This window comes from Paraburkholderia sp. BR10936, from assembly GCF_040965735.1.
In the GTDB taxonomy this organism is placed as follows: Bacteria; Pseudomonadota; Gammaproteobacteria; order Burkholderiales; family Burkholderiaceae; genus Paraburkholderia; species Paraburkholderia nodosa_A.
The window spans coordinates 285,569-303,959 of the sequence record NZ_JBFRCM010000004.1 but is presented as its reverse complement, the minus strand read 5'-3'; the positions used below and the strand labels follow the sequence as shown (position 1 = coordinate 303,959).

At 65.4% G+C, this 18,391-nt stretch carries 13 protein-coding genes; 5 read left to right on the top strand and 8 right to left on the bottom strand.

What is annotated here, in order from left to right:
- The first annotated feature begins 9 nt into the window (after nt 1-9).
- Complete coding sequence (mutS, locus tag AB4Y36_RS10980) at nt 10-2,694, top strand: DNA mismatch repair protein MutS (protein ID WP_368682978.1); 2,685 nt, start codon at nt 10-12, stop codon at nt 2,692-2,694.
- A complete protein-coding gene (locus tag AB4Y36_RS10975) occupies nt 2,660-4,144 on the top strand; it encodes a hypothetical protein (RefSeq protein WP_368682977.1) in 1,485 nt (494 codons plus the stop codon). Before mutS ends, AB4Y36_RS10975 begins: the two co-directional genes overlap by 35 nt.
- 7 nt (nt 4,145-4,151) lie before the next feature.
- On the opposite strand, the gene AB4Y36_RS10970 is transcribed toward AB4Y36_RS10975, so the two are convergent.
- Nucleotides 4,152-4,697, bottom strand: a complete 546-nt coding sequence (locus AB4Y36_RS10970) for a peptidylprolyl isomerase (protein WP_069265565.1) — start codon at nt 4,695-4,697, stop codon at nt 4,152-4,154.
- Between the two features lie 32 nt (nt 4,698-4,729).
- Here AB4Y36_RS10970 and AB4Y36_RS10965 point away from each other — a divergent pair, with 32 nt between their 5' ends.
- Both AB4Y36_RS10965 and AB4Y36_RS10960 read left to right on the top strand, forming a co-directional pair.
- Nucleotides 4,730-5,962, top strand: a complete 1,233-nt coding sequence (locus AB4Y36_RS10965) for a cupin domain-containing protein (protein ID WP_368605041.1) — start codon at nt 4,730-4,732, stop codon at nt 5,960-5,962.
- A gap of 232 nt (nt 5,963-6,194) precedes the next feature.
- Nucleotides 6,195-6,470: a hypothetical protein gene (locus AB4Y36_RS10960; RefSeq protein WP_081771656.1), complete on the top strand. Its 276-nt coding sequence runs from the start codon at nt 6,195-6,197 to the stop codon at nt 6,468-6,470.
- A gap of 166 nt (nt 6,471-6,636) precedes the next feature.
- Here AB4Y36_RS10960 and AB4Y36_RS10955 read toward each other — a convergent pair whose 3' ends face one another.
- The 3 genes from AB4Y36_RS10955 to AB4Y36_RS10945 all read right to left on the bottom strand — a co-directional run bounded on the left by AB4Y36_RS10955 (nt 6,637) and on the right by AB4Y36_RS10945 (nt 10,141).
- Nucleotides 6,637-8,907 carry an ATP-dependent DNA helicase gene (locus AB4Y36_RS10955; RefSeq protein ID WP_069265563.1) on the bottom strand — a complete coding sequence of 757 codons (2,271 nt, stop codon included), beginning with the start codon at nt 8,905-8,907 and terminating at the stop codon, nt 6,637-6,639.
- Nucleotides 8,908-8,983: 76 nt separating this feature from the next.
- On the bottom strand, nt 8,984-9,217 hold the full coding sequence (locus tag AB4Y36_RS10950; protein WP_028204122.1) for a DUF465 domain-containing protein: 234 nt from the start codon (nt 9,215-9,217) through the stop codon (nt 8,984-8,986).
- Nucleotides 9,218-9,304: 87 nt separating this feature from the next.
- Nucleotides 9,305-10,141, bottom strand: coding sequence for a colicin transporter (locus AB4Y36_RS10945; RefSeq protein WP_368682976.1), 837 nt, complete (start codon nt 10,139-10,141; stop codon nt 9,305-9,307).
- Between the two features lie 366 nt (nt 10,142-10,507).
- On the opposite strand from AB4Y36_RS10945, the gene AB4Y36_RS10940 reads away from it, so the two are divergent.
- Nucleotides 10,508-12,859, top strand: coding sequence for a Tex family protein (locus tag AB4Y36_RS10940; RefSeq protein WP_368682975.1), 2,352 nt, complete (start codon nt 10,508-10,510; stop codon nt 12,857-12,859).
- Between the two features lie 96 nt (nt 12,860-12,955).
- On the opposite strand, the gene AB4Y36_RS10935 is transcribed toward AB4Y36_RS10940, so the two are convergent.
- The 4 genes from AB4Y36_RS10935 to AB4Y36_RS10920 form a co-directional block, all read right to left on the bottom strand.
- Nucleotides 12,956-14,842 (bottom strand): potassium transporter Kup, encoded by a 1,887-nt coding sequence (locus AB4Y36_RS10935; RefSeq protein ID WP_368682974.1) that lies wholly within the window; start codon nt 14,840-14,842, stop codon nt 12,956-12,958.
- 262 nt (nt 14,843-15,104) lie between these two features.
- Nucleotides 15,105-15,674 (bottom strand): phosphoribosyltransferase, encoded by a 570-nt coding sequence (locus AB4Y36_RS10930; RefSeq protein ID WP_028204126.1) that lies wholly within the window; start codon nt 15,672-15,674, stop codon nt 15,105-15,107.
- 23 nt (nt 15,675-15,697) lie between these two features.
- Nucleotides 15,698-17,044, bottom strand: a complete 1,347-nt coding sequence (locus AB4Y36_RS10925) for an adenylosuccinate synthase (RefSeq protein WP_069265559.1) — start codon at nt 17,042-17,044, stop codon at nt 15,698-15,700.
- Nucleotides 17,045-17,224: 180 nt separating this feature from the next.
- Nucleotides 17,225-18,376: an ATP phosphoribosyltransferase regulatory subunit gene (locus AB4Y36_RS10920; RefSeq protein WP_342945874.1), complete on the bottom strand. Its 1,152-nt coding sequence runs from the start codon at nt 18,374-18,376 to the stop codon at nt 17,225-17,227.
- Between the last annotated feature and the right edge of the window lie 15 nt (nt 18,377-18,391).

The following is an 18,391-nucleotide window of genomic DNA, read 5'->3' as shown; positions in this document are numbered from 1 at the left end:
ACACCGAGGATGGCTACACACACCGCAGGCGCAGCCGACATCGCGCAACACACCCCCATGATGCAGCAGTATCTGCGCATCAAGGCCGACCATCCGGGCACGCTCGTGTTCTACCGCATGGGCGACTTCTACGAGCTCTTCTTCGAAGACGCCGAGAAGGCCGCGCGCCTGCTCGACCTCACGCTCACGCAGCGCGGGGCATCTGCGGGCAATCCGATCAAGATGGCGGGCGTGCCGCATCACGCGGTCGAGCAATATCTCGCGAAGCTCGTGAAGCTGGGCGAGTCGGTGGCGATCTGCGAACAGATCGGCGACCCCGCCACCTCCAAGGGTCCGGTCGAGCGCAAGGTCGTGCGCGTGGTGACGCCCGGCACGCTGACCGACGCCGCCCTCCTTTCCGACAAGAACGACGTCTACCTGATGGCCGTGTGCCCCGGCCACAACCGGCGCGGCGTGACCGTCAACGTGGGCCTCGCGTGGCTCAATCTCGCCAGCGGCGCCTTGCGTCTCGCGGAAGTCGCGCCGGAACAGGTCGCCACGGCGTTCGAGCGCATTCGGCCTGCCGAAATCCTCGTCGCGGAAATGCCGGCGGAAACCGCTGCCTGGGCGCCGCCCGCCGGTTCGGGCGCGCTCACACGCGTGCCGGCCTGGCACTTCGACGTCGGCTCGGGCAAGCAACGCCTGTGCGACCAGCTCGACGTGGCAAGCCTCGACGGCTTCGGCGCGCAGACGCTCACGAGCGCATGCGGCGCGGCGGGCGCGCTGCTGCTCTACGCGGCGGCCACACAAGGCCAGCAACTGCGCCACGTGCGCAGCCTGAAGGTCGAAGCCGAATCGGAATACATCGGACTCGATCCGGCCACGCGCCGCAACCTCGAACTCACGGAAACGCTGCGCGGCACCGAATCGCCCACGCTCTGCTCGCTGCTCGACACGTGCAGCACGGCCATGGGCAGCCGCTTGCTGCGTCACTGGCTGCATCACCCGCCGCGCGAAGCCGCGATCGCGCAAATGCGCCAGCAGGCCATCGGCGCCTTGCTCGAGGCGCCGCCGCACGCGAGCGTCGATACCTTGCGCAGCGTCTTGCGCCAGATCGCCGACGTCGAGCGCATTACCGGGCGCCTTGCGCTGCTTTCCGCGCGCCCGCGCGATCTGTCGAGCCTACGCGACACCTTTGCCGCACTGCCCGCGCTGCGCGAACAGGTCGCAGCCGCAAGCGGCGCGGCCACGTCGCTCGCGCACATTGCCGAAGCGCTCGAACCGCCCGCCGAGTGCGCGGCACTCCTGCAGCGCGCGGTCGCGCCGGAACCGGCGGCGATGGTGCGCGACGGCGGCGTGATCGCACGCGGCTACGATGCGGATCTCGACGAACTGCGCGACATCTCCGAGAACTGCGGTCAGTTCCTGCTCGACCTCGAAACGCGCGAGCGTACGCGCACCGGCATCGGCAATCTGCGCGTCGAGTACAACAAGGTGCACGGCTTCTATATCGAAGTCACACGCGGCCAGACCGACAAGGTTCCCGACGACTATCGCCGTCGCCAGACGCTCAAGAACGCCGAGCGCTATATCACGCCGGAACTGAAGACGTTCGAAGACAAGGCGCTGTCGGCGCAGGAACGCGCGCTTTCGCGCGAAAAGGCGCTCTACGACGCGCTGCTGCAGTCGCTGCTGCCATTCATTCCCGATTGCCAGCGCGTGGCTGCCGCACTCGCGGAACTCGACCTGCTTGCTGCATTCGCGGAACGCGCCCGCGCGCTGGACTGGAATGCGCCCACGTTTGCGCAGGCGCCCGGCATCGAGATCGAGCAAGGCCGCCATCCCGTGGTCGAAGCGCAGGTCGAGCAGTTCATCGCCAACGACTGCCTGCTTTCGGCCGAGCGCAAGCTGCTGCTCATCACCGGCCCGAACATGGGCGGTAAATCGACTTTCATGCGGCAGACCGCGCTCATCGCCTTGCTCGCTTACGTGGGCAGCTACGTGCCGGCAAAGCGCGCGAGCTGCGGGCCGATCGACCGCATCTTCACGCGCATCGGCGCCGCCGACGACCTCGCGGGCGGCCGCTCGACCTTCATGGTCGAGATGACCGAAGCCGCGGCCATTCTCAACGACGCCACGCCGCAAAGCCTCGTGCTCATGGACGAGATCGGGCGCGGCACATCGACGTTCGACGGCCTCGCGCTCGCGTGGGCCATCGCGCGGCATCTGCTCGCGCACAACGGTTGCCACACGCTCTTCGCCACGCACTACTTCGAGCTCACGCAACTGCCGGCCGAATTTGCGCAGGCGGCGAACGTGCATCTTTCGGCAGTCGAGCATGGCCACGGCATCGTGTTCCTGCACGCGGTGCAGGAAGGCCCGGCGAACCAGAGCTACGGCCTGCAGGTCGCACAGCTCGCGGGGGTGCCTGCCGCTGTGATCCGCGCTGCGCGCAAACATCTCGTGCATCTCGAGCAGCAATCGGCGGGGCAGCCCACGCCGCAACTCGACCTGTTCGCCGCCCCCGCCGCCGAATACGACGACGAGGCGCCCTTCGTGGAGGATCGCGCCGTGCCGGTCGAAGAGGATCGTGGCGCGTCGCTCGTCGCTCAGCGGCTGCGCGAACTCGATCCGAACGAACTGCGCCCGCGCGACGCGCTCGACCTGTTGTACGAACTGCATGAGCTGGCCACAGCGCCGGACGCCAAGCGCTAAGCGTCGCCTCGCGACGCTGCCGCGGCCGCCGCAACCGGCGGGCCGCGGCAGTCGCCGCTCGCGCTATCTGAAAATCATGCGCCGTGCGTCGTGCACGTTGATGCTGGCTGCGTCACTGGGTTCGCCGCTCGCGGCGTTCGCGCAAGCACCGCGCTATGCCTTCGCGGTCGTGGCGAACGCGCTCACCTCGCAGTCCGAGGAAGCGTCGGCGCAGCGGCTCATCGACGCCATCGGACGCGATCCGCAAATCGCGTTCACGGTCTACGACGGCAATCTCAAAGGCGCACGCGAAACCTGTGCTGACCATCTTTACGAGCAGCGTCACGACCTGCTCGATGCGTCACGTGCGCCGCTCGTGTTCGTACCCGGCGAACGCGACTGGGTCACCTGCGGCATGAACGGCTCGGGCGCCTACGATCCCGCTGAGCGGCTCGACTTCCTGCGCCAGAACTTCTTCTCCGATCCCAACGCGCTCGGCCAAACTCCCTTGACGCTCACGCGCGAGAGCGAAGTCTCGCGCTTCCGGCCGTACCGGGAAAACGTGCGCTGGCAGCTCGGCGACACCGTGTTCATCGGGTTGAACGTGCCGGACGGCAACAATCACTATCTCAATGCGGGTGGACGCAACGGCGAGTTCGAAGATCGCGTGATCGCCAACGGCTTCTGGCTCGAACATGCAGCCGAGTATGCGAAGCGCCGCAACGCGCGCGCAATCGTCATCTTCATGCAAGGCAACGCGATGCCCGAGCATTACGAGCGTCCCGACCGCTTCGCGTGGCTGCGCTTTCACCGCGCACCGCGCGACGGCTATCTCGAGCTGCGCCGCAGCCTCGTGAAGCTCGCCGAGATTTTCCGCGGCCAGATCATCGTCGTGAATACCGACGACTCGAAGCTCGCACATGGCTTCACGATCGATCAGCCGCTGCGCAACGACAAGGGCGCAAAGATAGAAAACGTCACGCGCATCGCGTTCTCACTGCGCGATCCGCTTACGCAATGGCTGCAGGTGGACGCCGACATGGCGCGCCGCACGCCGCTGCGCGTGAGCGTGCACGATGTGCCGAAGCATCTACCGCTGTTGCCCGTGCAGCCGTCGCCGTTCACGCCAGGCGCGGGTTCGTCGCCAGCGATGCCGGAAATGCCTGAAGTGTCGTCAATGCCGGATGTGACCGAGATTCCCGGCATGCCGCAGTCGCCTGACGTCGCGCCCGCGACGCCTGGCGCGTCGGGAACTGCCGTGCCTCCCGCCTTGCCGCCGTCCGGCAACGGCGTGCTGGTGCCGGCGTGGCCCACGCAGGGTGGCCAGAATGGCTTAAACGGTCGGAATGATGCGAATGGCCAGAACGGCCTGGGTGGTGCAAACAGCGGTGAAAACAGCAGCGGCAATGGCCTGCCGCCAGTCCAGCTGCAGCCGCCCGGCGCACCGGCGTCAGGCGGCTTCGCGCATTGAGCGGCGATTAGTGCAGGGTGGGTTTCGAGGCGCCTTCGTCGCCGTCGTCTTCTTCGTCTTCGTCGATGATTTCGAGGCCGTCCGCGCCATGCGCGTGCTCATGCTCGATTTCGTCTTCGGTGGCGGTGCGCACTTCCTTGACCGTCAGCGCGAAACGCAGCGCCATGCCCGCTAGCGGATGGTTGCCGTCGAGCACGACCTTGTCTTCGGCAACATCCGTGACCGTATAGATGAGCGTGTCGAGATCTTCGTCGCCTTCTTCGGGCGTACCTTCGAACTGCATGCCGACTTCGAGTGGCTCGGGGAAGCGGTTGCGCGGCTCGATCTTCACGAGCTCGGGATCGTATTCCCCGAAAGCGTCCTGCGGATCAAGCTGGATCTGGGTCTCGAAGCCCGGCTCCTGCCCGTCCAGCACTTCCTCGATCTTGGGGAACGTGCCATCATAGCCGCCGTGCAGATAGACCATCGGCTCGTCGCTTTCCTCGATCAGATTGCCCTGCGCATCCGATAGCTTGTAAGCGACCGACACGACGGTGTCCTTTGCAATTTTCATTCGATCCTCCAGATTACAGACCACATTATACGATGCCGAAGCGGTCCCCAGACCACCCGGTGGACGCGCGCAAGCGGCGCGCCTCCCTCCCCCCGGCATGCCCCGCGCCCGATGTTGCCACGCCGCTTCTGGGCGGCCTGACACCGGCGCAGTTCATGCGCAAATACTGGCAGAAAAAGCCACTGTTGATCCGCCAGGCGATTCCCGACATCGAAGCGCCGCTCTCGCGCGAAGCCCTCTTCGCGCTGGCAGACAACGACGATGTCGAATCGCGTCTCATCACACATTTTCGTCGCCGCTGGGCGCTCGAACACGGCCCGTTCTCGCCGGACGAACTGCCTACGCCGAAGACCCGCCAGTGGACGCTCCTCGTGCAGGGCGCCGACCTGCACGACGACCGCGCGCGTGCCCTCCTCGAGCGCTTTCGCTTCGCGCCCGACGCGCGGCTCGACGACCTCATGATCTCGTACGCATCGGACGGCGGCGGTGTCGGCCCGCACTTCGATTCGTATGACGTCTTCCTGCTGCAGGTGCATGGCAAGCGCCGCTGGCGCATCGGCGCACAGCGCGACCTCTCGCTGCAGGAAGGCCTGCCGCTGAAGATTCTCGCGAACTTCCAGCCTGAAGAGGAGTGGGTGCTGGAGCCGGGCGACATGCTCTACCTGCCGCCGCACATCGCGCACGACGGCATCGCTGAAGGCGAATGCATGACTTGCTCGATCGGCTTTCGTTCTCCTTCCACGAACGAATTGACGAGCCAGTTTCTTTACTGGCTTGCCGAGCGCGGCGCCGATAACGGCAACGGCAAGGACACGCTGTACCGCGACCCCGACCAGCCGGCCGTGGCGCACCCGGCGCAGCTTCCTGCGGCACTCGTAGAGCGGGTTGGCGGCGTGCTTGCTAAAGTGCGCTGGAGCGACGCCGACGTCTCCTCGTTCGTGGGCTCGTGGCTGTCGGAACCGAAAGCCAATGTGGTATTCGACACCCCCGAAAAACCGCTCGACGAAGCCCGTTTCGTTGCGCAAGCGGCAAAAAACGGGATAACACTCGACCGCAGGACAATCCTGCTTTACGATTCGCGGTCGTATTACCTGAATGGGGAACAGTACTTGCTCAAAGAGGCGAGAAAGTGGCTGCCGGCACTGGCCGACAGGCGCTCTATGGACGGGAAACGCTTTGTAACACTCTCACACGATTCGTGTGTGACAGCGTTGCTACACGAGTGGTATCGTGCGGGCTGGATTCGGACCGGGGTGCTTGCCTAAGCGCTTCGGACTGTTATACCGTACTAAAATAGTGCTTGTATGAGAAAGACAACGTATTGTCCCCGGATTTGTCGACGGTCGATACGAAAGTGCCTATAATTTCCGGCCAGGCCGTAGGGAAGATTCACGCTCTTGCAGTGCGTCTCCACCAGCGGCTCAGGTCGGTGTTGGGGCACATTTACCGGTATTATTTTGCGCTGTTGCTTACCTTTAACCATAAAAGGACGTGATCATGAAGAAATCCCTCCTCGTAGCATCCCTGCTGGCAGCTGTTGCACTCGCTGCGTGCAACAAGAGCAGCGACCAAGCTGCTGCGCCGGCTAGCGATGCTGCTGCTGCTTCGGCACCGGCTGCTGCTGCTTCGGATTCGGCAGCTGCTGCTTCGGGCGCTGCTGCTGCTGCGAGCGACGCTGCTGCTTCGGCTACCGCCGCTGCTTCGGACGCTGGCGCTGCTGCTTCGGATGCAGGCGCTTCGGCTCCGGCTGCTGCTTCGGGCGCAAGCCAGTAAGTTGCGTTCGCGCGACGCTCACCCGGGACCTCGGTCCCAGTGGGCACCGCAGCGAATCGCCGTACGGTCTGCTGCTTGCGTCAAACGCGCTTCAGACATACGGCGGGCAAGCAAAAAAGCCACGAACTCACGTTCGTGGCTTTTTGTTATGCGGCGCGCATGAAGCTCAATGCGCTTCGCCAGGCTCCCCGGCCTGCTCGTTCTTCTCTTCGAAGAACGCCTGCACGACTTCGATCTCCCGGGTCCGCTTGAACGGCGGCAGACTTTGCCAGATACGTCGCCCATACGGCTTGTCGACGAGACGGGTGTCGCAAATCATCAACACACCGCGGTCAGTTTCCGCGCGAATCAGTCGCCCCGCACCCTGCTTGAGCGTGATCACCGCCTGCGGGAGCTGGTGGACCGCGAACGGGCTCAGACCTTTCTTCGCCAGCGCGTCAAGGCGCGCCGCTAGCACCGGATCGTCGGGCGGCGCGAACGGCAGCTTGTCGATGACCACGAGTGAGAGCGCGTCGCCGCGCACGTCCACCCCTTCCCAGAAGCTCTGGCTGCCCACGAGGATCGCATTGCCATAGGCGCGGAAGCGCTCGAGCAGCTCCGTGCGGCTCGCGTCGCCCTGCACGAGCAGCGGCGTATTCCATCCACGCGCCTCGATCGTGTCGCGCAGCTTCTGGGCAATACGGTCGACGGCACGCAACGTCGTGCATAGCATGAAGACACCGCCGCCCGACGCCTCGATCGCCGGCAACGCCGCCTCGAACACGGCGTCGGTGAACTGCGGCGACGACGGCTGCGGCATGTTGCGCGGCACGTAAAGCAGCCCTTGTGTGGGATAGTCGAACGGGCTCGGCAGCGTCATCGAACGGCGCGAACTCAGGCCCATTTGCGCCGCGTAGTGCGTAAAGTCGCCACGCACCGAAAGCGTGGCCGACGTGAAGACCCACGTGCGCGGCACACCGGCGCGCTGCTTCGCGAAGATCGGCGCCACGGAGAGCGGGGTTTCGTGCAACTGCACCGTGTGCGAGAACACCTCGACCCAGCGGACCTTCTCGTCCGCGTCGTCGGTCGCGTGAGCGTTATCGCCTTGTCCGTCCGCGTCGGCCTCGTGTGTTTCGCGCGCTGGCGGGACGCCCTGCGGCGCGGTCCAGCCCGCGAGGATGCCCTGCAGCTCCCGCGCGCGGCGCAGGCAGGCACCAATCGATTCGGCGCGCTCGGCCTGCCCGGCGAGTGCCGTGGCAAGCGTGCCCAGTTCGGTCTGCAGCGCGTCGAGCGCATCGAAGAGCGGGTGATCCTCGGGCAACTGCGTAATCGACAGGCGCAGCGAGTCTTCCTTGAACGCGAGCCGCACGTCGCGCGCAGCACGCTCCAGCGCCGCGCCGAGCTTGACCCACTCCACCGCGTCGCGCGCGTGGCTCAGGCCTTCGGCTACGCAATCGCGCGCGAGCTCGAGGAACTGCGCCGTCGAGAGCGTTTCGCCGAAAAAGAGCGTCGCCGTTTCGGGCAGCTGGTGCGCTTCGTCGAAGATGATCGTATTCGCGCTCGGCAGCAGTTCGGCCATGCCGGTGTCGCGCAGCATGATGTCGGCGAAGAACAGATGGTGATTCACCACCACGATATCGGCCTGCTGCGCCTCGCGGCGCGCCTGCATCACGAAGCAGTCCTTGTAATGCGGGCACTCCTGACCAAGACAGTTATCGCGCGTCGATGTGACCATCGACCAGACGGCCGCCGTCTCGGGCACGCTCGCGAGCTCGGCCTTGTCGCCCGAGCGCGTGATCTTCGCGAAGCGCACGATTTCCTGCAGATACGCGGTTTCCTGGCGCGACGGCAGCCGGCCGTTGTCGGCCGTGCGCTGCAGATAGTAGTGGCACAGATAGTTGGCGCGGCCCTTGAGCATCGCCACGCTCACGGGCACCGCGAGGGCGTCGCGCACCGTGGGGATGTCGCGCGCGAAGAGCTGGTCCTGCAAATGCTTCGTGCCCGTCGAGACGACCACCTTGCCGCCCCACAGCATGGCCGGCACGAGGTACGCATAGGTCTTGCCCGTGCCCGTGCCCGCCTCGACGATCAGCGTGTTGTCGCCGTTTTCGGCTGTGGCGCGCGCCGCTTCCCCGGCGGCGGGCTGCGCCGGCGCACCACGTTCGACCCGGCGCGCCGGGCGCGACTGAAGTTCGAACGCCGCAGGATCGGGCAGGGATTGCGCGGCGGCTTCCATTGCGGCCGCGACCGCGCGCGCCATTTCGATCTGCGCAGCGCGTGGGCGATAGCCGTCGATCTCGCGGGCGAGCAAGCCGTCGGCCGCGAAGAGCTCCTCGAGCTCGGCGGCGCGGCGTGCGCTCAACATGGGTGCAGCGGCTGTTTGCGCCGCGCGCGCGTCGGCCTCCGGCGCGCCGCCTTCGCGCGCGGGCCGGGAACGGGAAACGGTCGTTGAATTCAAGGCAAGCGGTTCCTGCTCGGTCCGGAACGGCGCAACGCGCCGACTGCCGCGCCCCGGCGCCTGCCAGGACCCGGAATCAGGCGTGCCCGTCCGAAGTCTTCGTTGAATCGGGGTCCAGCTGCAGTTGCAGCAGGAGGATGTTGTCCTTGACCTTGAGCTTGCGCTTCTTCAGCCTCTGCAGTTCGAGATCGTCATAGTCCGGGGTGTCGGACATCCTGTCTATCAGGCGGTCCAGATCGCCATGTTCCGATTCCAGTTGCAGAATGCGGTCACGAAGGACCTCGGTCTTGACTTCACGATGCTCGCGCATGCTCGCCTCCTCGACATATGCGGCGCGCGCTTGCGAAGGACGACGCGCCTGAGGTTGCAGTCCGGCTGAAAAAGCGTGCTACTCGTGCTACTGGTCCTGCTGTTCTTCCTGCTGCTGTTTTTCCTGCTGCTTCTGCTGTTGTTCTTGTTGCTGCTTTTGCTGCGCCTTCTCGGCCGCCTGTTTCTGACGCTCGGCGACATCGGCCTTGTGCTTCGCCGCGTCTTCCTGCTTCTGCTGGTAGCGCTGGGCCTTGTCGGCGCGCTCCTGAGCCTTTTGTTCGCCCTGGCGGCGCGCTTCGTCGAGCTGGTTCTGGTAGTTCGCCTGCTTCTGGTCGTACGCCGCCTGGTTCGCGTTGCGCTGCGATTGCTCGCCCTGACGCTGTGCCTGGGCCAGCGCATGCTGCCGCTGCTTTTCCTGATACGCCTGCTCGTTCGCCGCACGCTGCGGCGCTTCGGCCTGGCGCTGCGCCTGATCGAGCGCGTGTTGCTGCTGCTTCTGTTCGTACGCCTGCGCGCTGGCCGCTTCGTTGGCGGCGCGCTGCGGCGCATTGGCTGCGTCCTGCGCGCGCTGCAAGGCGGCCTGCTGGTCGCGCTGCTGCGCATGCGCGGCACGCTTTTCGTCGTCGAGCGCCAGTTGCTCGCGGCGGATATCGGCCTGCACGACACGCATCTTGTCGCGCGCCTTGCCGATGCAATGATTCACAAAGAACGTGCTGTAGCAGTTGTGCTGCGCGACTGCGAACTGATAGTCGTTCTCCGCGGCACGACGGTCCAGCACCTGCTGCCGCGCGTCGAAGTCGCTCTGCTGCGACTGTTGCACGCCGGCGGCCGCAGCCGCGTCGGACGCTGCGAGCGGCGCGTCGCCCGAAGGCGCCGGCTGCACCGGCGCCGTTGCCGCACCTTGCTGCTGCAGCGGCCCTGTCACCCCGACCGCCTGCGCGAGGGCCGGAACGCTCGCACCGAGGCTCAACGCGACGGCACAAATTGCCCCAAGAGCGGGGAACCGCCGCATGACGCCATGAGGCGTGCGAAACCGGGCAAGGGGCAAATCAGGGGAGAAGCGGGAGGTCGTCAACGTCTTCTGTGGGCAGCGGAACATGGGGGAAATTCTAACACCCCCCGGGTTGAGCGCTCGGCCATTTATGGCAAAATGCCCCGCTCCACCGGCCGGCGCAGGCACCCGGCGACGTGCCTTTTCGCACACCGGGCGCCTCGGGCGCTCGAGCCCGCACCGGCCGCCGGACCGCAAACCCGGACCGCAATCCGATCCTCGCAGGAATATCCAGACCCTATGACGGAAACCGTAGCACTCAAGATCGTCCAGCGTATCGCCACTGAACTGAGCGTGCAGCCGCGCCAGGTCGCAGCCGCCGTGCAGCTTCTCGACGAAGGCTCGACCGTTCCGTTCATCGCCCGTTACCGCAAGGAAGTCACGGGCAATCTCGACGATACGCAACTGCGTACGCTCGAAGAGCGCCTGCTTTATCTGCGCGAACTCGAAGACCGCCGCGCGGCGATCCTCGCGAGCATCGAGGAACAAGGCAAGCTCACCGACGAATTGCGCAGCGCCATCGAAGCGGCCGACAGCAAGCAGGTGCTCGAAGACCTCTATCTGCCCTACAAGCCCAAGCGCCGCACGCGCGCGCAGATCGCGCGCGAAGCCGGCCTGCAGCCGCTCGCCGACGCGCTGCTCGCGAACCCGCTGCTCGACCCGCAAACGGAAGCCGCACAGTACGTCGACGCCGAAAAGGGTGTCGCCGACGTCAAGGCTGCGCTCGACGGCGCGCGCGACATCCTCTCCGAGCAGTTCGGCGAAACGGCCGAGCTGCTGGGCAAGCTGCGTGACTGGCTGCACAACCAGGGCGTGGTGATGTCGAGCGTGGTCGAGGGCAAGGAAAACGAGGAAGGCGAGAAGTTCCGCGACTACTACGACTATTCCGAGACCATCAAGACCGTGCCGTCGCACCGCGCGCTCGCGCTGTTCCGCGGCCGTAACGCCGGTGTGCTGATGGTCAAGCTCGGCCTTGGCGGCGAACTGGATGCGCAGGTGCCGCATCCGGGCGAAGCGATGATCGCGCGCCACTTCGGCATCGCGAACCAGAATCGCCCGGCCGACAAATGGCTATCCGATGTCTGCCGCTGGTGCTGGCGCGTGAAGGTGCAGCCGCATATCGAAAACGAGCTGCTCACCCAACTGCGCGAGCAGGCGGAAAACGAAGCGATTCGCGTGTTCGCGCGCAATCTCAAGGATCTGCTGCTTGCCGCGCCGGCCGGCCCCAAGGCCGTGATCGGCCTCGATCCGGGCTTGCGCACGGGCGTGAAGGTCGCAGTGGTCGACCGCACGGGCAAGCTGCTCGCCACCGACACGATCTACCCGCACGAGCCGCGCCGCGACTGGGACGGCTCGCTCGCTAAGCTCGCGCGCATCGCCGCGCAGACGCAAGCGGAACTCATCAGCATCGGCAACGGCACGGCCTCGCGTGAAACCGACAAGCTCGCGAGCGAGCTGATTTCGAAGCATCCTGAACTCAAGCTACAGAAGATCGTGGTTTCCGAAGCCGGTGCTTCGGTTTATTCGGCATCCGAACTGGCTGCAAAGGAATTCCCCGAGCTCGACGTGTCGCTGCGCGGGGCGGTTTCCATCGCGCGCCGTCTGCAGGACCCGCTCGCCGAACTCGTGAAGATCGAGCCGAAAGCGATTGGCGTGGGGCAGTACCAGCACGACGTGAACCAGCGCGAACTCGCACGCTCGCTCGACGCCGTGGTCGAGGACTGCGTGAACGCTGTGGGCGTCGACGCGAACACGGCCTCCGTCGCCCTGCTCGCGCGCGTGTCGGGCCTGAACTCGACGCTCGCGCGCAATATCGTCGATTACCGCGATGCGAACGGCCCGTTCCCCTCGCGCGAGCATCTGAAGAAGGTGCCGCGTCTGGGCGACAAGACCTTCGAGCAGGCCGCCGGTTTCCTGCGCATCAACGGCGGCGACAATCCGCTCGATCGCTCGTCGGTGCACCCGGAAGCGTACCCCGTCGTCGAACGCATGCTCGCGAAGATCAAGCGTACGATCGGCGACGTGCTCGGCAGCCGCGAAGCGCTTTCGGGCCTCGCGCCCACCGAGTTCGTGGATGAACGTTTCGGTCTGCCGACGGTGCGCGACATCCTGAGCGAACTGGAAAAGCCGGGCCGCGATCCGCGCCCCGAGTTCAAGACGGCGACGTTCCGCGACGGCGTCGAAAAGGTGTCCGACCTCGTGCCGGGCATGCTGCTCGAAGGCGTCGTGACGAATGTGGCCGCGTTCGGCGCATTCATCGACGTGGGCGTGCATCAGGACGGGCTCGTGCACGTCTCGGCCATGTCGACGAAGTTCATCAAGGACCCGCACGAAGTCGTCAAGGCCGGCCAGGTCGTGAAGGTGAAGGTGCTCGACGTCGACGTGAAGCGTCAGCGTATCGCGCTCACGATGCGCCTGGACGACGACCCCGCGAGCGCCGGCGCGTCGCGCAGCGGCGGCAGCGCGGGCCAGTCGGGCAACCGCGACAATCGCGGCGGCGGCAATCGCGATAACCGCGGCGGCCAGCGTTCGCGCGATGCCGAACCGGCAGGCGCGATGGCGGCGGCATTCGCGAAGCTCAAGCAACGCTGATGTCCGCATGACGCAACGTGGGCCGCAACGGCTCACGTTGCGTGCGCAACAAAAAAGGCACCCCGGGTGCCTTTTTTACTGGTCGAATCGACGCGGTCAGATTTCGATCTTCGTCCCGAGTTCGACCACGCGGTTCGCAGGAATACTGAAGAAGTCGGTGGGCTTCGCGGCGTTCTGATGCATCCACGCGAACACACGCTCGCGGAAGATCGACATGCCCGGAAGCTGCGTCGGCACGACCGTCTCGCGTGCGAGGAAGAACGACGTGTCCATCATCTCGAACATCATGTTGTGCGTGCGCGAAATTTCGTCGAGCACGGCCTGCACGTCAGGCGTTTCGTTGAAGCCGTAATCGGCCTTCACGAGATACAGGCCGCCGCCGATATCCTTGACCGTCACGCGCTCTGCATCCGCGACGTACGGAATGTCGCGAATCACGAACGTGAGGAAGATCGTGCGTTCGTGCAGCACCTTGTTGTGCTTGAGGTTGTGCAGCAGGCTCACCGGCACGAGCGATTCGCTGCCCGTGAGATAGATCGCCGTGCCCGAAACGCGATGCGGCGGATGCGCGAGCAGCCCCTGCAGGAAAGGCATGAGCGGAATGCCGTCGGCGGCCGTGCGATCCTTCACGATCATGCGGCCCTTGAACCAGGTCATCAGCAGGAAGAACAGCAGCGCGCCGATGCCGAGCGGCAGCCAGCCGCCCTCCTCGACCTTCAGCAGGTTCGCGCCGAAGAAGCCCAGATCGACGGCCAGCAGCACCGTGATGATGCAGGTGACGAGCGCCTTGTTCCACTTCCACACTTTCGTCATCACGACGGCAACGAGCACCGTGGTGATCACCATCGTCGCGGTCACGGCGATACCGTATGCGGCCGCCAGATTGTCCGAACTCTTGAAGGCGACCACGATGCACAGAATGATGAAGAGCAGCATCCAGTTCACGACCGGCACGTAGATCTGGCCGATGGCGAGGTCCGACGTGTGCAGCACTTTCATGCGCGGCACGTAGCCAAGCAGAATGGCCTGGCTCGTCAGGGAATACGCGCCGGAGATCACGGCCTGCGAAGCGATCACGGTCGCCACCGTGGAAAGCACGACGAGCGGCAGCAAGGCCCATTGCGGCGCGAGCAGGAAGAACGGATTCGCGATCGCGCGATGGTCCTGCATCAGCAGCGCGCCCTGCCCAAAGTAGTTGAGCACGAGCGAGGGCATCACGAGCGCGTACCAGGCAAAGCGAATCGGCTTCGCGCCGAAGTGGCCCATGTCGGCGTAGAGCGCTTCCGCGCCGGTCAGCACCAGCACGACCGAGCCGAGCACCACGTAGGCCTGCAGCATGTGCGCCCCCATGAAACTGACCGCGTAATACGGACTAAGCGCCGCGATGACGCCAGGCGCCTGGACGATGCGCGAGACGCCGAGCACACCGATGGTGATGAACCAGAGCACCATGATCGGGCCGAACAGGCGGCCCACCAGCGCAGTGCCGTGCCGCTGGATCCAGAACAGCAGGATCAGGATCACCATCGTGAACGGCAGCACCAGATGCGAGAGCTTGGGCGCGGCGATTTCGAGGCCTTCCACCGCCGACATGACCGAGATAGCCGGCGTGATGACGGCATCGCCGTAGAACATGCACGCGCCGAAGATCCCCAAGGCCGTGAGCAGCGCAGCGGACCTGCTCTTGCGGCTGAACGAGCGCATGGCGAGCGCCATGAGCGCGAGCACGCCGCCCTCGCCGTTGTTGTCGGCGCGCATCACAAAAAGGACATATTTGACGCTCACGACGATCACGATCGCCCAGAACAGCAGGGAAATGACGCCGAGAATGGAAGTGTCGTTGAGCGGAATGCCGTGCGATGGGCTGAACGCCTCTTTCAGCGAATACAGCGGGCTCGTGCCGATGTCGCCGAACACCACGCCGATGGCCGCTACGGCGAGAGTAGGTAGCGGCTGCTTGGCCACGTGTGTGCTAGTTGTCATATACGCGGTAATCCGTTGCGAGGCGGAAAAAACGAGCGCTATTCTAAACCGGGCTGCGGCGGAAACCGAGCGGTCGTCGCGGCACTGCGACATCCCCCGATCCCCGCGCAGTTTAGCACCGGCCCCAGATGCCGTCTGCCCGCCTGCGCCGCCGCAGGCGAATCGGTGGGCGACGCACAAAAAAAAACGGAGCCATGAAGGCTCCGTCGTTGGATCTGGCCGCCGCGGGTATGGGAACCCTGGCTGCGGCACAACCCCTGCTTTACTTCTGCGCGTCTTGCGCTCGCTGCAGACCACGCTTGATCCACGCACTGAGATTGTGCGGGCGCACCGTATCCCATTCCTCGAACGGCTGGTGGATCCACGGATTGGTCGGCAGATGCTGGACGAAATAGTCCGGCGTCACCTTCGAGCAGCCCTTGTACCAGAGCACCGCCGAGCGCACGCCGGTCACAGCCGGGTAGCGCTCCTTGAGGTGCTCCTGCACGCGTGCGAGCGTGACGCCCGAGTCGACGAGATCGTCGACGAGCAGCACGTTGCCTTCCAGGTGGCCGCGCGTCATCGTGATGTACTGCGCGATGTCGAGCTCGCCCTGCTCCGTGCCGGCGGCTTCGCGGTACGAGCTGGTCGCGAGGATTGCCAGCGGCAGGTCATAGATGCGCGAGAGCTGGTCGCCCACGCGCAGACCGCCGCGCGCGAGACACAGGATCTGGTCGAACTTCCAGCGCGACTCGTGCACCTTGAGCGCGAGCAGTTCGATCAGCCGGTGATACTCGTCCCAGCCGACCCACAGGTTCTTTTCGTCGTTGCGCGGGTCCATCATTTGAATCATTTTTGCTTCTGCCTTCTTACCACTTAGACCTTGAACGGATGACGCAGCAGGATCGTTTCGTCGCGATCCGGGCCGGTCGAAACCATGTCGATCGGCACACCGGCGACTTCCTGCACGCGCGTGAGATACGCCTGCGCGCTCTTCGGCAGCGCGTCGAACTGCGTGATGCCGATGGTGCTTTCGTTCCAGCCTTCAAACGTTTCATAGACCGGCTCGCACGCGGCCACTTGCGAGGCGCCGCGCGGGAGAATGTCCACGTCCTGGCCAGCCACCTTGTAGCCGACGCAGAGCTTCACTTCGTCGAGACCGTCGAGCACGTCGAGCTTCGTGATGCACAGACCCGTCACGCCGTTGATCTGGATCGAGCGGCGCAGCGCGGCGGCGTCGAGCCAGCCGGTGCGGCGCGGACGGCCGGTGACCGAACCGAATTCCTTGCCGACCTTCGCGAGCGTGAGGCCCACTTCTTCCTGGCGATCGGCGTTGTCGGCGTCGTACAGTTCGCTCGGGAACGGGCCCGAACCGACGCGCGTGCAGTACGCCTTGGTGATGCCGAGCACGTAGTTGAGCTTTTGCGGACCCACGCCCGCGCCAGCGGACGCCGCACCCGCGACGCAGTTGCTCGACGTGACGAACGGATAGGTGCCGTGGTCGATGTCGAGCAGCGTGCCTTGCGCGCCTTCGAACAGCAGGTTGCCGCCTTCGTGGTTCACGTCATACAGACGACGCGAGACGTCCGTGACCATCGGCTTCAGACGATCGGCGTACGAGAGCATCGTGTCGAGGGTTTGCTGATAGTCGACGGCCGGCGCGCCCAGGTACTGCGTAAGCACGAAGTTGTGGTAGTCGAGGTTCTCGCGCAGGCGCTCGGCGAAGGTTTCCGGCTCGAACAGGTCCTGCACGCGCAGACCGCGGCGTGCCACCTTGTCTTCGTAGGCCGGACCGATGCCGCGACCCGTCGTACCGATCTTCGCGGCGCCGCGCCTGGCTTCGCGCGCCTGGTCGATGGCGATGTGGTACGGCAGGATGAGCGTGGTGGCTTCGGAGATGAACAGACGCTTCTGGACGTCGATGCCCGCATCTTCGAGCTCGCCGATTTCCTTGAAGAGCGCTTCGGGCGAAAGCACCACGCCGTTGCCGATGTAGCAGGCGACGCCGGCGCGCATGATGCCCGACGGGATCAGCCGGAGAATGGTCTTCTTGCCGCCGATGATGAGCGTATGGCCGGCGTTGTGACCGCCCTGGAAACGCACCACGCCTTGCGCGTGGTCCGTCAGCCAGTCGACGATCTTGCCCTTGCCCTCATCGCCCCATTGGGTGCCCACGACGACGACATTGCGCCCCGGGGTTACATTCACTGCGCTGGCAGACATGGTGTTTCGTTAGCTGGTTAAAAACGTATTCTACCTGGGTTCAGCGGCAAGGCCGCCTTTTTTTCCCGAAATTCGCGGAATTTCCTTTTGCACTCAACGGCATGCGCGATGCGAAGCGTGCTTTGGCGCGCTCGCGCGCAGGCTTGCCGGGCGGCGCGAACGGCCGCCCCGAGTGCGGTATCAGGCGTGCTTTTCGACGACCCAGACGCCGTCGCGCTCGACGAGCACGCGGTCGCAGGCGAACTCGTCCATGTCGTGCTCGTGACCCGGCAGCGCCTGGATCACGACCTCGCCTGCATCGCGCAGCGCGGCGACCGCGCTGCGCAGCGCCTCGTCATGGCGCCACGGCGCGAGGATCGCGCTGCTGCGCGCCTCGACCGGTGAAATACGCGCCACTTCGCGCAAATCAAGTGAGAAGCCCGTTGCCGCGCGGGCACGCCCGTACACTTCGCCCACCTTGTCGTAACGGCCGCCGCGGGCGACGGCGTTCGGCACGCCGTCCACATAGGCCGAGAACATCACGCCGCTGTGGTACGCGTAGCCGCCGAGATCCGCAAGGTCGATCATCAGCTCCGCACCCTCGATCTCGCGCACGAGGAACGCGAGGTCGTCGAGCGCACGAGCAATGCCCGGCAGCGCCGGCAGACGCGTGCGCGCCTCGTCGATCACGCTCTCGTCGCCGTAAAGCGACGGCAGCGCTCGCAAGGCGTCGCGCGTGGCAGCGCCGAGGTTTTGCGTGAGTTCCGCGAGACGCGGCACGTCCTTGCCAGCGAGCGCTTCATACAAAGCATCGCCAAGCGCGGCCGCAGCGGGATCCGCTTCGAAGATCGCCGCGAGCACACCTGCGTGCGAAAGGTCGAGGCGCACCTTCGCGAGGCCCGCGAGGCGCAGCGCATCGAGCATCAGCTGCTGGATTTCGAGGTCCGCTTCGAGGCCCGCGTGGCCGTAGATTTCCGCGCCGGTCTGGATCTGTTCGCGCGTGGCGTGCAGACCGCGCGGCAGCGTATGCAGCACGTTGCCGGCGTAGCACAGGCGCGTCACGCCCTGGCGGTTCAGGAGGTGCGCGTCGATGCGCGCGACCTGCGGCGTCATGTCGGCGCGCAGGCCGAGCGTGCGGCCCGAGAGCTGATCGACGAGCTTGAACGTGCGCAGGTTCAGGTCGCGCCCGCTGCCCACGAGCAGCGACTCGAGATACTCGAGCAACGGCGGCATGACCATCTCGTAGCCATAGGCGCGGAAACGGTCCAGCAGGCGACGGCGCAGCTCTTCGATCTTGCGCGCTTCGGACGGCAGCACGTCCGCAATATTCTCGGGGAGTAACCAGGTCGACATCGGTTGAGTCCTACC

Excerpts from the sequence above, each read along its gene's own strand:
- AB4Y36_RS10940 (WP_368682975.1), top strand. The coding sequence starts at position 10,508 with ATGACGGAAACCGTAGCACTCAAGATCGTCCAGCGTATCGCCACTGAA.
- AB4Y36_RS10965 (WP_368605041.1), top strand. The coding sequence starts at position 4,730 with ATGCCGAAGCGGTCCCCAGACCACCCGGTGGACGCGCGCAAGCGGCGC.
- mutS (WP_368682978.1), top strand. The coding sequence starts at position 10 with ATGGCTACACACACCGCAGGCGCAGCCGACATCGCGCAACACACCCCC.
- AB4Y36_RS10950 (WP_028204122.1), bottom strand. The coding sequence starts at position 9,217 with ATGCGCGAGCATCGTGAAGTCAAGACCGAGGTCCTTCGTGACCGCATT.
- AB4Y36_RS10920 (WP_342945874.1), bottom strand. The coding sequence starts at position 18,376 with ATGTCGACCTGGTTACTCCCCGAGAATATTGCGGACGTGCTGCCGTCC.
- AB4Y36_RS10960 (WP_081771656.1), top strand. The coding sequence starts at position 6,195 with ATGAAGAAATCCCTCCTCGTAGCATCCCTGCTGGCAGCTGTTGCACTC.
- AB4Y36_RS10970 (WP_069265565.1), bottom strand. The coding sequence starts at position 4,697 with ATGAAAATTGCAAAGGACACCGTCGTGTCGGTCGCTTACAAGCTATCG.
- AB4Y36_RS10935 (WP_368682974.1), bottom strand. The coding sequence starts at position 14,842 with ATGACAACTAGCACACACGTGGCCAAGCAGCCGCTACCTACTCTCGCC.
- AB4Y36_RS10930 (WP_028204126.1), bottom strand. The coding sequence starts at position 15,674 with ATGATTCAAATGATGGACCCGCGCAACGACGAAAAGAACCTGTGGGTC.
- AB4Y36_RS10975 (WP_368682977.1), top strand. The coding sequence starts at position 2,660 with ATGAGCTGGCCACAGCGCCGGACGCCAAGCGCTAAGCGTCGCCTCGCG.
- AB4Y36_RS10925 (WP_069265559.1), bottom strand. The coding sequence starts at position 17,044 with ATGTCTGCCAGCGCAGTGAATGTAACCCCGGGGCGCAATGTCGTCGTC.